Here is a 12928-nt window from a genome sequence, read left to right as displayed (position 1 = left end):
ACACCCCCATGTACTCTTACGGGCACCATCGCAGGCAAGCCAGCTCCCAGCTTACTCAGCAGGCAGTCAACCGCAGGAAGATCGCTGCCAGCCGCTCAATCCCCACCTGATCCTCAGCACTGAAACGCGCCAGTTTCGGACTATCCAGATCCAGCACCCCAATCAACGTCCCATCCTTGATCAACGGCACCACCAGTTCACTGTTGGAGGCACTGTCGCAGGCAATGTGCCCGGCAAACGCATGCACATCTTCCACCCGCTGGGTTTGTCGCGAAGCCGCCGCGGCACCACACACGCCCCGGCCGAACGGAATCCGCACGCAGGCGATCTGCCCCTGGAAAGGCCCGAGCACCAGTTCTTCATCACGGTTGAGATAAAAGCCAGCCCAGTTCAAGTCATCGAGCTGGTTGTACAGGAACGCGGAAAACTGCGCCGCGTTGGCGATAAAGTCCCGCTCATCGGCCAGCAGCGATTCCAGCTGTGCACAAAGCATCGCGTATCCATCAAGGCCGCTGCCGGCCTCTTGCAAGTCGATCATGGCTGGCGCTCCAGCAGTTTAAGGCCAACCCAGTAGCGGGCAAATTGGTAGGCACAGCGGCCGTTGCGATTGCCACGGCCCGTCGCCCAGCGCACCGCAAGGATGTCGAGTGCTTCATCACGCTGCCACTGCAAACCGGCCTTGTTCGCCAACTCACCAATCCAGTGCTCCACCACGTCCAGGAAATGCTCCTGGGTGAACGGGTAGAACGACAACCACAAGCCAAAACGGTCGGACAAGGCAATCTTGTCTTCCACGGCCTCACTGGGATGCAGCTCACCGTCCACGCGCTTCCAGTTGTCGTTGTCGCTCTGGTTTTCCGGCACCAAGTGACGACGGTTCGAGGTAGCGTACAGCAACACGTTTTCCGGGGCCTGCTCCAGCGAGCCGTCGAGCACGCTCTTGAGCACACGATAATCGCCTTCGCCAGCCTCAAACGACAGGTCGTCGCAGAACAGGATAAAACGCTGTGGCAGCTTGAGTAGTTGTTCGACCACACGCGGCAGGTCAGCCAGGTGATCACGCTCGATTTCGATCAAGCGCAAGCCGGCCTTGGCATGCTGGGCCAGCAACGCGCGGACCATGGACGATTTGCCAGTACCACGCGAGCCCCAGAGCAACGCATGGTTGGCAGGCAGGCCGTCGAGAAACTGTTGGGTATTGCGCGCCAATTGCTCGCGCTGCTTGTCGACGCCGATCAGGTCGGACAGGCGCATATCCAGGCTGACTTCCAGTGGCAACAGAAAGCCGCTGCGGCCCTCGCGCTGCCAGCGGGCTGCCAGGCAGTGATTCCAGTCAATCACCGCGCGAGGGGCTGGCAACAGGGGTTCCAGACGAGCAAGCACCGCATCGGCCCGCTCAAGAAAGGCATTCAATCGAGAATCCATGACTATTCCTGTGGCAAGTTTTTGTAAAAGATGGCGTATTGGCAACCCTGACGCAGCTGCCAGACGGTTGCACCTGAAAAACGATTCATACCGGGCAAGGCTGGCGTTGAGGATGTTCAGCTATGCTTGCCGGGCGAAGGGAAACGTAAAGTGGCTCAGCACCCAATGGATATCAAGTTCGCCCACCGCTTGTCTTATAAACAAGCCAGACTGACTGTGCTGGTCGGTTTCGTATTGGGAACCTTGCTCAGCCTGATCCAAATCGGCATTGATTATGCCAGCGAAGATGCTTCCATCAACCGTGAAATACATGCGTTGCTGGAGATCAGTCACAACCCGGCCTCACGCATCGCCTACAACATCGACGCCGAACTGGCCCAGGAACTGACCCTGGGCCTGCTGCACTCCCCCGCAATTACCCGGGCGCAACTGGTCGATAACAATGGCCTGGTGCTGGCTGATGTTGATCGGCCGCGCAAGGAGAGCCGCTACCGCCCCATCAGCGACTTCCTGTTCGGCGCCAACCGCCAGTTCGAAGACCGCCTGTACCTTACCCATATGCCCGGCGAATCTCTAGGTGTGCTGCGTCTTAACGTCGATACCTATGCATTTGGCAGCCATTTCCTACGCCGCGCCGAGATCACCCTGCTCAATGGCTTTGCCCGCAGCCTGATCCTGACCGGCATCCTCCTGGGCCTGTTCTACGTGATGCTGACCCAGCCATTGGTGCGCATCATCCACGAACTGAGTACACGCAGCCCCGGCAGTGCACCCCAGGCCCGCCTGGATTGCCCGCCCGGGCACGAACACGATGAGATCGGCGTGCTGGTCAACGTCGCCAACCAACAGTTCGAGAATATGGAGACCGAAATCCAGCAACGACGCCACGCCGAAGACCGCCTGACCGAGTACCTTGGCCAGTTGGAAGACATTGTTTCGGCGCGTACCACCGAGCTCAAGGCGATCAACCAGCGGCTGAGCCAATCCAACGAAGAACTGGAGGCCTCGAAAATGACCGCCCTGGGCATGGCCCAGGCACGGGCGGCCTTCCTCGCCAACATGAGCCATGAGATCCGCACCCCGCTCAATGGCTTGCTGGGCATGATCGCGCTATCCCTGGACAGCGCGCTGAATGCCGAGCAACGCCAACAACTGTCGATTGCCCATGACTCCGGCAAAGTCCTGGTTGAGCTGCTCAACGATATTCTCGACCTGTCCAAGTTCGATGCCGGGCAACTGGAACTGGAGAGCATCCCCTTCGACCTCGGGTCCCTGGTGGAAGACACCGCCAACCTGCTGTCACAAAACGCTGCGCCCAGCGTGGAATTGACCTGCCTGATCGACCCACAGTTTCCCGCCCAAGTCGTGGGTGATCCGACCCGGGTCCGGCAGATTGTCAGTAACCTGCTGTCCAATGCCTTGAAGTTCACCCGCTTTGGCCGCGTCGATGTACGACTCAATGCGCAACCCGATGGCGTGCGCATAGAAGTGTGCGACACCGGTATCGGCATTGCCCAGGAGGCCCAGGCGCGGATCTTCAAACCCTTCACCCAGGCGGGCGCTGGTATTACCCGACAGTTCGGCGGAACTGGCCTGGGCCTGGCCCTGACCCATAATCTTTGCGAGGCCATGCAAGGCCGGCTGACCATCAGTTCAGAAACCGGCTTCGGCAGCCAGTTCTGTGCCGAACTGCCACTCCCCGCCCACACACCGGCCGTGCGGTTCGGGCCGTTGAGCGGCGAAGTTGCAGTCATTACCGGGGCCAGCAGCGGCTTGGCGGAACTGCTGCAGACCCTGCTGCCGCACTGGGGACTGACTCCGCACAGCTATACGATCGACGATGACTTGAGCGGCCTGGCACCGGACATCCTCATCACCGACTGCCCCGAATGCCTATTCCGCCTGCGCCCGAGCATCCGCGCACCGATCCTGCTGGTCACCGCCTACGGCAGCTTCATGCCCAGCGAGGAAGTGGCCGCGCTGGCGCCCCTGCAACAGCAGGCACGCCCGCTGAGCCGCGCGGCGTTGTATCAGGTTTTGCACCGCACCCTGCGCGCCGACAGTGAAATCGTCCTCGACCTGGCCCAATTGGAAACCAGCCCGGTCGCCCACCGGGCGCGCATCCTGTTGGTGGAAGACAACCCGGTCAATCAGTTGGTAGCCAAAGGCATGCTCAGCAAGCTTGGCTGCGAGGTGGTGGTCGCCGCCCACGGCGGCGAGGCGTTGAAACAGTTGGAGGAACAACGTTTCGATATGGTGCTGATGGACTGCAACATGCCGGTCATGGACGGCTACGAGGCAAGCCGGCAGATTCGCCGCAGCGGGCGCTGGCCAGAGCTGCCGATTGTCGCACTGACCGCCAATGCCCTGGCCGAGGAGCGCGAACGGTGCAGGGCCGCCGGGATGAACGACTACCTGGCCAAGCCCTTTCGCCGCGAAGAACTCAACGCCCTGCTCGACCTCTGGGTGCCGACTACGACAACGCTTTGATTTGCCGCAACAGCTGGTCCAGCCCCTGGCGCAGGGCGTCGGCGTGGCTCAGGTCCACGCCGCTGTCACACAACAGGCGGGCCTTCAGCGGCTGGACGCGATCACGCAGCGCCTGGCCTGCTTCGCTAAGACTGAGGTGCACTTCACGCTCATCGGCCGCGCTACGGCGACGTTTGATCAGCGCCAGCTGTTCCAGGCGCTTGAGCAGCGGCGTCAAAGTGCCGGAGTCGAGCAACAAGCGCTCCCCAAGCGCCTTGACCGTCGGCAGGTGCGGCGCGCAGGCGTGCCATTCCCACAGCACTAACATGACCAGGTATTGCGGATACGTCAGGCCCAACTGGTCAAGCATCGGCTTATAAGCCCGTGTCACCGCCCGGGAGGCGGCGTACAGCTTGAAGCACAACTGGTCATCCAAGGCCAGGGATACGCTAGGCAAGTCTGTCATTTAAGCAACGCTTCGATCTCTTGGGTCAGTTCCTGGGGCTTGGTGGTCGGGGCAAAACGCTTGACCACCTGGCCATCGCGGCCGATCAGGAACTTGGTGAAGTTCCACTTGATGCCCTTGGAACCCAGCAGGCCTGGCGCACGCTGCTTCAACTGCACAAACAGCGGATGGGCCTCACCCCCATTGACATCGACCTTCTTGAACAGCGGGAAACTGACACCGAAGTTCAACTCACAGAATTCAGAAATCGCCCCCTCGTTGCCCGGCTCCTGCTTGCCGAACTGGTTGCACGGAAACCCCAACACCACCAACCCCTGGTCCTTGTACTGCTGCCAGAGCTGCTCAAGGCCTTTGTACTGGGGGGTAAACCCGCACTTGCTGGCGGTGTTGACCACGAGGATCGCCTTACCGGCGAAGTCCGCCAGGGTCTTTTGCTCGCCCTTGATGGTGGTGCAGGGAATGGTCAGCAGGTTGTCGCTCATGACAAGGCCTCAAGAAGTAAAGAAGACAAGATAAACATAGCGAGCAATTCAATTGCACACAATATGATTAGCCAAACCGATATCCCGACATTCTCCCCTTGTAGGAGCGGGCTTGCCCGCGAAAAACGCCCAGACGCCGCGTTCACCCAGGCAGCCCGCGTCACCGTTAACGATCTTCGCGGGGAACCAGGTCCAGGCACACCGAGTTGATGCAGTAACGCAAGCCAGTAGGCGGCGGTCCATCAGGGAACACGTGCCCCAAATGCGCATCGCACTTGGCACAGGTCACTTCGGTGCGAATCATCCCGTGGCTGACATCGCGAATCTCGATCATCGCGCTGTCGGCAATCGGCTCATAAAAACTGGGCCAGCCACAACCGGCATCGAACTTGGTCTTGGAATCGAATAGCGGCTCATTGCAGCAAATACAGTGATACACACCATCGGTGGTGGTGGCGTTGTACTTACCGGAAAACGGCCGTTCGGTGCCCTTGAGGCGGCACACCTGGTACTGCGCCGGATCGAGCATTTCCCGCCATTCATCCAGGGTCTTATCCAACTTTTCCATCAATACACCTCGACAACTGAAAAAGCCTGATCTGTGTCTTTTCCATGGATCAGGCGGCACGTATGATTGCGCCTCTTCAAAACACCAGTCTGGCACCCGCGTTATCGGCATTCAAACGTATTTATGGGTCAGGCCACACGCAGGATTCCCAGCACGGTAGTCTTCACATCGTCTGGATCGTTCATTTTCGGGATCACATCGCCATGCAGGTCAGCAAATCGAACAAGCTCGCCAACGTCTGCTACGACATTCGCGGCCCAGTGCTCAAGCACGCCAAACGCCTGGAAGAGGAAGGCCATCGCATCCTCAAGCTGAACATTGGCAACCCGGCGCCCTTTGGTTTCGAAGCGCCGGATGAAATTCTCCAGGATGTGATCCGCAACCTGCCCACCGCCCAAGGCTACAGCGACTCCAAAGGTCTGTTCAGCGCGCGCAAGGCGGTGATGCAGTACTACCAGCAAAAGCAGGTGGAAGGGGTGGGTATCGAAGATATCTACCTGGGCAATGGCGTCTCCGAGCTGATCGTGATGGCCATGCAAGCCTTGCTCAACAATGGCGACGAAGTGCTGGTGCCCGCGCCGGACTACCCGCTGTGGACGGCCGCCGTGACCCTGGCCGGTGGCCATCCGGTGCATTACCTGTGCGACGAGCAAGCCAACTGGTGGCCGGACCTGGCCGACATCAAGGCCAAGATCACGCCCAACACCAAGGCACTGGTCATCATCAACCCCAACAACCCGACCGGCGCGGTGTATTCCAAGGAAGTCCTGCTGGGCATGCTGGAACTGGCGCGTCAGCACAACCTGGTGGTGTTCTCCGACGAGATCTACGACAAGATCCTCTATGACGACGCTGTGCACATCTGCACGGCCTCGCTCGCCCCGGACCTGTTGTGCCTGACCTTCAACGGCCTGTCCAAGTCCTACCGGGTGGCGGGCTTCCGCTCCGGTTGGGTCGCCATCTCCGGGCCCAAGCACAATGCCCAGAGCTATATCGAAGGCATCGATATGCTGGCCAATATGCGCCTGTGCGCCAACGTGCCGAGCCAACACGCGATCCAGACGGCACTGGGGGGTTACCAGAGCATCAACGACCTGGTGCTGCCCGCTGGCCGTCTGCTGGAGCAGCGCAACCGTACCTGGGAGCTGCTCAACGACATTCCCGGCGTCAGTTGCGTCAAACCCATGGGCGCCCTGTATGCCTTCCCACGGATCGACCCGAAAGTGTGCCCGATCCACAACGACGAGAAGTTCGTCCTCGACCTGCTGCTGTCGGAAAAGCTGCTGGTGGTCCAGGGCACGGCGTTCAACTGGCCGTGGCCTGATCACTTCCGCGTAGTGACCCTGCCGCGCGTGGATGACTTGGACATGGCCATCGGGCGCATCGGCAACTTCCTGAAGTCCTATCGCCAGTAACTGTGCTTTCGCTGTACGACCCGCTACAGGTCGTACAGCGAGTATCTGGCAACACATCTGTGCCCGCCTCGCGTAGAAACACCTTCTGCCCTGCCCCGCTTCCCCTCTACTCTGTACGTCCCAACAATCACGGGGCCCAAAGGCTGCCGAACGGGAATTTCCAGCTGCATCCAGAGTCAGAAATTCCCTTCAAGGCTCTACATTCACGCTGTAGGACACAGTTTGAAATAGTCGCCCGGTTGAATAGCCCAGTGCCGCACCTTATATACCCCGCAGTAAGCGACATATTAAGCATGAGGAGAATTCTACAACCATGATGCGCATCCTGCTGTTCTTGGCCACTAACCTGGCGGTCGTGCTGATTGCCAGCATCACCCTGAGCCTTTTCGGCTTCAACGGGTTCATGGCGGCCAACGGGGTTGATCTGAACCTCAATCAGCTGCTGGTTTTCTGTGCCGTCTTTGGTTTTGCCGGCTCGATCTTCTCGCTGTTCATCTCCAAGTGGATGGCGAAGATGAGCACCAGCACCCAGATCATCACCCAGCCGCGCACCCGGCATGAGCAATGGCTGCTGCAGACCGTCGAGCAACTGTCCCGCGAAGCCGGGATCAAGATGCCGGAAGTCGGGATCTTCCCGGCCTACGAGGCCAACGCCTTCGCCACCGGCTGGAACAAGAACGATGCTCTTGTTGCCGTCAGCCAGGGTTTGCTGGAGCGTTTCTCGCCCGACGAAGTGAAGGCCGTGCTGGCCCACGAGATCGGCCACGTCGCCAACGGCGACATGGTGACCCTGGCACTGGTCCAGGGCGTGGTGAACACCTTTGTGATGTTCTTCGCGCGGATCATCGGCAACTTTGTCGACAAGGTGATTTTCAAGAACGAAGGCGGCCAGGGTATCGCCTACTACGTGGCGACCATCTTTGCCGAACTGGTACTGGGCTTCCTCGCCAGCTCCATCGTGATGTGGTTCTCGCGCAAACGCGAATTCCGCGCCGACGAAGCCGGTGCCCAACTGGCCGGTACTGCCGCCATGATCGGCGCCCTGCAACGCCTGCGCTCCGAACAGGGCCTGCCGGTGAATATGCCTGACACCCTGAATGCCTTCGGCATCAACGGCGGCGTCAAGCAAGGCCTGGCACGGATGTTCATGAGCCACCCGCCGCTGGAAGAGCGGATCGACGCACTGCGTCGTCGCGGCTGACAGCCAGCAAGTAAAAAAGGGGCGATTCAATCGCCCCTTTTTTGTGGGTGCAGGTTTAACACCCCGCCAGTTGGTAAACCCGCTCCTCCAGCCGCGTGACGCCAGCCTGGGCGAACTTCGGACTCTCGGCCAGGATATCCCGCTGCTCCAGGGTGCTCAGCCGCCAGTGCGCTCCCAGCAGCCTATGGACCTCATCGTCGCTGACCGCAAATGGCGGGCCTGCTTTCTGGGCCTGCTGATAGTCCAGGCTGATCAGCAGGCCACTACCCACCTGCGGCGTAATCACCTGCAAATGCGCGGCATAACGCTCGCGCATCAACGGCGGCAAGGCAATCAGCGCCGCCCGGTCATAGAGGGCCGTGCAGCCCGCTGCATCCTCGCGCCTCAACTCAAAAAAATCGCCGCACCACAACTCGATAGCGCCCGCCTGATAAACCTTGAAGCTTCCCCGCTGGCTGACTTGCGCAACCAGGCAATGCTCCTGGAAGAACTCTTGGACGGCCTTTTCCGAGAGCTCCACACCCAGCACCCCATACCCCTGCTGCACCAGCCACATCAGGTCCAGGCTTTTGCCACACAGCGGCACCAGTACCCGTGCCTGATTGGCCAACCCGAGGCCCGGCCAGTGCCGCAGCAGGTAGGGGTTGACCTCGGGCAGGTGAAAACCGATCTGATTGCTTGCCCAGCGGTCATGCCAAAAGGTGGAGTCCATGAGTAGTCCTGAAAATTCGATCAAATAGCGCTAAAACTTATATTAGATTTAGATCAATGATCTGATTGAAGATGGTCCCATCTTAACCTTGAGGACCCCGCCCATGCTCCCCAGCCTGTTTATTTCCCACGGCTCGCCCATGCTGGCCCTGCAACCCGGCGCCAGCGGGCCGGCCCTTGAGCGACTGGCTGGCGCCCTGCCCCGGCCCAAGGCAATCGTGGTGATGTCCGCGCACTGGGAAAGCCATGAGTTACTGGTCAGTGGCAGTCCCGCCCCAGAAACCTGGCACGACTTCGGCGGCTTCCCCCGCGAACTGTTCGCGGTGCAGTATCCAGCGCTCGGCAACCCGGCACTCGCGCAGCAGATCGTCGAGTTGCTCGCCGCCGATGGCCTACAGGCCCGCCTCGACAACCAGCGCCCATTTGACCATGGCACTTGGGTGCCGCTGTCGTTGATGTATCCGGCGGCCGATATCCCCGTGGTGCAGGTGTCCTTGCCCAGCCATATGGGGCCCGCGCTGCAAACCCGGATCGGGCAGGCTCTCGCGAGCTTACGCACAGAAGGCGTTCTACTGATCGGTTCCGGCAGCATTACCCATAACCTCGGTGAGCTGGACTGGCGCGCCGGCCCGGAAAGCATTGAGCCCTGGGCGCGGGAATTTCGCGACTGGGTGGTCGACAAACTGTCCACACAGGATGAGGCCGCGTTGCACGACTACCGCCAGCAAGCGCCTTATGCGGTACGCAGCCATCCCAGCGATGAGCACTTGCTGCCGTTGTACTTCGCACGCGGCGCGGGTGGGCAGTTCAGTGTGGCGCACCAGGGGTTCACCCTGGGCGCCTTGGGGATGGATATCTATCGATTTGACTAACAGCGCTGGCTTGCCCCCCTTCCCCATCATAGGTATCTACACAACTTTGCCGCAACGCCTAGATCCAGGCAGATAGCGCAGTTGTGGCGAGCGGGCTCGCCCCGCGCTGGGCTGCGAAGCAGCCCCAATAAGCCGAATGCGTTGTACCAGATACACCGCAGCGGCTGGTTTTGGGGCTGCTTCGCAGCCCAGCGCGGGGCGAGCCCGCTCGCCACAGGGGGGGTTGTCAGTTTCTGAAAGTTGTGTAGATACTTGTGCCTTTCCCATAGCCGCCACGGCCAGGTGAAATCCCAGGCAAAAAAAATCCCCGAACCAGTCGGGGATTTTTTATGTTCGATCAATCAGCCTGCAGGCCGATCAATCTTCGCGATAGCGACGCAGCTTGAGCTGCTTGCCGGCAACGCGAGTGTCCTTCAGCTTGGCCAGCAACTTCTCCAGGCCATCTTCCGGCAGCTCCACCAGGGAGAAGCTGTCACGCACCTGGATGCGACCGATCGCTTCACGTGCCAGGCCACCCTCGTTGAGGATAGCGCCCAGCAGGTTCTTGGCGGCGATGCCATCACGCGCGCCCAGCGCGGTACGGCAGCGGGCACGGCCTTCAGCCAATGGAACCGGAGCGCGACGCTCGCGATCACCACGGTCCGGACGGTCACCCGTACGTTCTGGACGATCACCGCGCGGAGCGTTGTTCGGCACCAGTGGACGTTCTTTCTCGATCGCCGCCAGGGTCAGGGCCTGACCGTTGGTAGCCTTGCGCAGCAGGGCTGCAGCCAGGGCACGCGGGGTGCAACCGATATCGGCAGTCAGGCGGTCCAGCAGGTCGCCGTGGGTCGATTCAGCGTCAGCCACCAGCGGCGACAGGCTGTTGGTCAGTTTCTTGATGCGGGCATCGAGAACGGCCTGGGCATCCGGCAGGCGGACTTCGGCAACTTTCTGACCGGTTACACGCTCGATCACTTGCAGCATGCGGCGCTCACGCGGAGTCACCAGCAGCAGTGCACGACCTTCGCGACCGGCACGGCCAGTACGGCCGATACGGTGAACGTAGGACTCTGGATCGTAAGGCATGTCAACGTTGAACACGTGGGTGATACGCGGAACGTCGAGACCACGAGCAGCTACGTCGGTCGCTACAACGATGTCCAGACGGCCATCCTTGAGGGAGTCGATCACGCGCTCACGTTGGTTCTGGGCAATGTCACCGTTCAGCGCAGCGGCTTTGTAGCCTTTGGCTTCCAGGGCACTGGCCAGGTCCAGGGTCGCTTGCTTGGTGCGCACGAACATGATCAGGGCGTCGAAGTCTTCGACTTCCAGCAGGCTCAATACAGCCGAGGTCTTCTGGTCAGCGTGAACCAACAGGTGAGCCTGTTCGATCGCGGTAACGGTCTGAGTCTTGGTCTGGATCTTCACGTGTTGCGGATCGCGCAGGTGGCGTTCGGCAATGGCACGGATCGACTGTGGCAGGGTGGCCGAGAACAATACAGTCTGACGGGTCGGTGGCAGCGCCTTGAAGATGACTTCCAGGTCATCCATAAAGCCCAGCTTCAACATTTCGTCAGCTTCGTCGAGAACCAGGTGGTTCACGGTCGACAGCACTTTTTCGTCGCGACGCAGGTGGTCGCACAGACGGCCCGGGGTGGCGACAACGATCTGTGCGCCATTACGGATTGCTTTGAGTTGTGGGCCCATAGGCGCGCCGCCGTAAACGGCCACAACGGTAACGCCCGGCATTTGCTTGGCGTAGGTTTCGAAAGCGGTTGCTACTTGCAGCGCCAACTCACGGGTTGGCGCCAGGATCAGGGCTTGCGGCTCGCGCTTGGCAGGATCGATGCAATGCAGGATAGGCAGAGCGAACGCGGCGGTTTTACCAGTACCGGTTTGCGCCTGGCCAATCATGTCTTGGCCGGCCATGATGATCGGGATCGATTGCTGCTGAATAGCCGAAGGTTCTTCGTAGCCGGTCGCGATGACGGCAGCAAGAATGTTCGGGTTAAGATTAAAAGCGGCGAAGCCGCCGGTTTCCTGGGTCATGGGTCTGCCTCTAAGTGCATCCGCAAAGACCCATGCTCCAAAGCTGCGCATGCCGTGTTGAGACTCAAGAGTCGCCCTGGCTGCTTTGTCGGCGGGGATTTGCGAAAACGAATGAATGAAAAAGATTCGTCAAGGGAGAGTCCGCTGTGCGGACGTGCAGCCGAAGCTGACTTCGGGGAATTGCGCTACCTAAACGCGGCCCGGTTAAAGGCCGGCGCGCACTATACCGGAAATCCCTGAAAAAGGGAGCTTTTTTTATCGGAAAAGCCCATTCAAGTGCTCTGTGTCACAGGCTTTGCGCATCCTTGCAGGAGCGTCTATTTTTCAAAGGCCCGGCCCTGTTGGTCATTGCGCTTAAACGCTTCACCTTTTGCAGTGGGCCCTTCGGTCCGAAACTGCCTTTCGCGCCCGAGGATCTCCCCATGAATCAAGCCAGCAGCAGCCGCGTCAGCCGTGAACTACAAGGGCATGTCCTGGTGCTGGGGCTCGATCGGGTCGCCAAGCGCAACGCCTTTGACCTCGACCTGCTCAACGAACTGAGCCTGGCCTACGGCGAATTCGATCGCAATGAAGAAGCCCGCGTAGCCGTGGTGTTCGGCCATGGCGACCACTTCACCGCCGGGCTGGACCTGATCAACGTCGCCCACACCATGGCCCAGGGCTGGCAACCGCCGCTGGGAGGCTGCGATCCGTGGGGTGTATTTGCCGGGCCGCGGGTCAGCAAGCCGGTGATTGTTGCCGCCCAGGGCTATTGCCTGACCATCGGTATCGAGCTGATGCTCGCAGCGGACATCAACCTGTGCGCCAGCAATACGCGCTTTGCGCAGATGGAAGTCCAGCGTGGGATCTTCCCTTTTGGTGGCGCCACCTTGCGCCTGCACCAGATCGCCGGCTGGGGCAATGCCATGCGCTGGCTACTGACTGGCGATGAGTTCGATGCCCATGAGGCCCTGCGCCTGGGGCTGGTGCAGGAGGTCATGGCCAGCGAAGACCTGCTGCCGCGGGCGCTGGCCCTGGCCAACCGGATCGCCAGCCAGGCGCCGCTGGGCGTGCAGGCGACCTTGACATCGGCACGCCAGGCGCGGGATGAAGGCGAGACTGCGGCGGCGGCCGGGTTGCCGGTGCTGGTCGAAAAACTGCTTAACAGCGAGGATGCCAAGGAAGGAGTGCGAGCGATGCTGGAGAAGCGGCCGGGGGTGTTCAAAGGTTTGTAAGCAGTCAGTGATGGCCTCATCGCGGCATGGGTATCTACACAATTTTGCCGCAACGCCTAGATCCAGGCAGATAG

Annotated in this window: 12 protein-coding genes; 5 read left to right on the top strand and 7 right to left on the bottom strand. The window is 60.4% G+C overall.

All coding sequences use genetic code 11. The features are described from left to right. Positions 1–55: 55 nt before the first annotated feature. Together GDV60_RS10025 and GDV60_RS10020 are read right to left on the bottom strand one after the other, a co-directional pair. The gene (locus tag GDV60_RS10025) at positions 56–538 is read right to left on the bottom strand and encodes a GAF domain-containing protein (RefSeq protein ID WP_092235263.1); all 483 of its coding nucleotides are present in this window, start codon (positions 536–538) and stop codon (positions 56–58) included. Beyond that, the gene (locus GDV60_RS10020) at positions 535–1425 is read right to left on the bottom strand and encodes an ATP-binding protein (protein ID WP_029298058.1); all 891 of its coding nucleotides are present in this window, start codon (positions 1423–1425) and stop codon (positions 535–537) included. Before GDV60_RS10020 ends, GDV60_RS10025 begins: the two co-directional genes overlap by 4 nt. Positions 1426–1590: 165 nt before the next feature. Here GDV60_RS10020 and GDV60_RS10015 point away from each other — a divergent pair, with 165 nt between their 5' ends. Further along, entirely contained in the window at positions 1591–3915 is a 2325-nt protein-coding gene (locus GDV60_RS10015; protein ID WP_104911995.1) for a response regulator, read from the top strand. Here GDV60_RS10015 and GDV60_RS10010 read toward each other — a convergent pair. The 3 genes from GDV60_RS10010 to msrB form a co-directional block, all read right to left on the bottom strand. Beyond that, positions 3899–4360, bottom strand: a complete 462-nt coding sequence (locus GDV60_RS10010) for a MarR family winged helix-turn-helix transcriptional regulator (RefSeq protein WP_104911994.1) — start codon at positions 4358–4360, stop codon at positions 3899–3901. The two genes, GDV60_RS10015 and GDV60_RS10010, sit on opposite strands and share 17 nt — an antisense overlap. Further along, complete coding sequence (locus tag GDV60_RS10005) at positions 4357–4842, bottom strand: glutathione peroxidase (protein WP_029298051.1); 486 nt, start codon at positions 4840–4842, stop codon at positions 4357–4359. The genes GDV60_RS10010 and GDV60_RS10005 overlap by 4 nt, the downstream gene beginning before the upstream one ends. Positions 4843–5008: 166 nt before the next feature. Further along, the gene (gene msrB / locus GDV60_RS10000) at positions 5009–5410 is read right to left on the bottom strand and encodes a peptide-methionine (R)-S-oxide reductase MsrB (RefSeq protein WP_104911992.1); all 402 of its coding nucleotides are present in this window, start codon (positions 5408–5410) and stop codon (positions 5009–5011) included. Positions 5411–5613: 203 nt separating this feature from the next. Here msrB and GDV60_RS09995 point away from each other — a divergent pair, with 203 nt between their 5' ends. Together GDV60_RS09995 and htpX are read left to right on the top strand one after the other, a co-directional pair. Next, a complete protein-coding gene (locus GDV60_RS09995) occupies positions 5614–6825 on the top strand; it encodes a pyridoxal phosphate-dependent aminotransferase (protein ID WP_029298044.1) in 1212 nt (403 codons plus the stop codon). A gap of 313 nt (positions 6826–7138) precedes the next feature. Then, positions 7139–8026 carry a protease HtpX gene (htpX, locus tag GDV60_RS09990; RefSeq protein ID WP_159907013.1) on the top strand — a complete coding sequence of 296 codons (888 nt, stop codon included), beginning with the start codon at positions 7139–7141 and terminating at the stop codon, positions 8024–8026. Positions 8027–8081: 55 nt separating this feature from the next. Here the strand turns inward: htpX and GDV60_RS09985 are convergent, their stop codons facing one another. Further along, on the bottom strand, positions 8082–8738 hold the full coding sequence (locus tag GDV60_RS09985; protein ID WP_159907011.1) for a thiopurine S-methyltransferase: 657 nt from the start codon (positions 8736–8738) through the stop codon (positions 8082–8084). A 103-nt stretch (positions 8739–8841) separates the two neighbouring features. On the opposite strand from GDV60_RS09985, the gene GDV60_RS09980 reads away from it, so the two are divergent. Next, positions 8842–9609: a class III extradiol ring-cleavage dioxygenase gene (locus GDV60_RS09980; RefSeq protein ID WP_159907009.1), complete on the top strand. Its 768-nt coding sequence runs from the start codon at positions 8842–8844 to the stop codon at positions 9607–9609. Between the two features lie 357 nt (positions 9610–9966). On the opposite strand, the gene GDV60_RS09975 is transcribed toward GDV60_RS09980, so the two are convergent. Beyond that, positions 9967–11640 (bottom strand): DEAD/DEAH box helicase, encoded by a 1674-nt coding sequence (locus GDV60_RS09975; RefSeq protein WP_017136163.1) that lies wholly within the window; start codon positions 11638–11640, stop codon positions 9967–9969. A gap of 422 nt (positions 11641–12062) precedes the next feature. Between GDV60_RS09975 and GDV60_RS09970 the strand changes: the two genes are divergently transcribed. Continuing rightward, a complete protein-coding gene (locus tag GDV60_RS09970) occupies positions 12063–12854 on the top strand; it encodes a crotonase/enoyl-CoA hydratase family protein (protein ID WP_133715847.1) in 792 nt (263 codons plus the stop codon). The last annotated feature ends 74 nt before the right edge of the window (positions 12855–12928 follow it).

Source organism: Pseudomonas sp. DTU12.1 (assembly GCF_009873475.1).
GTDB lineage: Bacteria > Pseudomonadota > Gammaproteobacteria > Pseudomonadales > Pseudomonadaceae > Aquipseudomonas > Aquipseudomonas proteolytica.
This window is presented reverse-complemented; position numbering and strand designations above follow the sequence as displayed.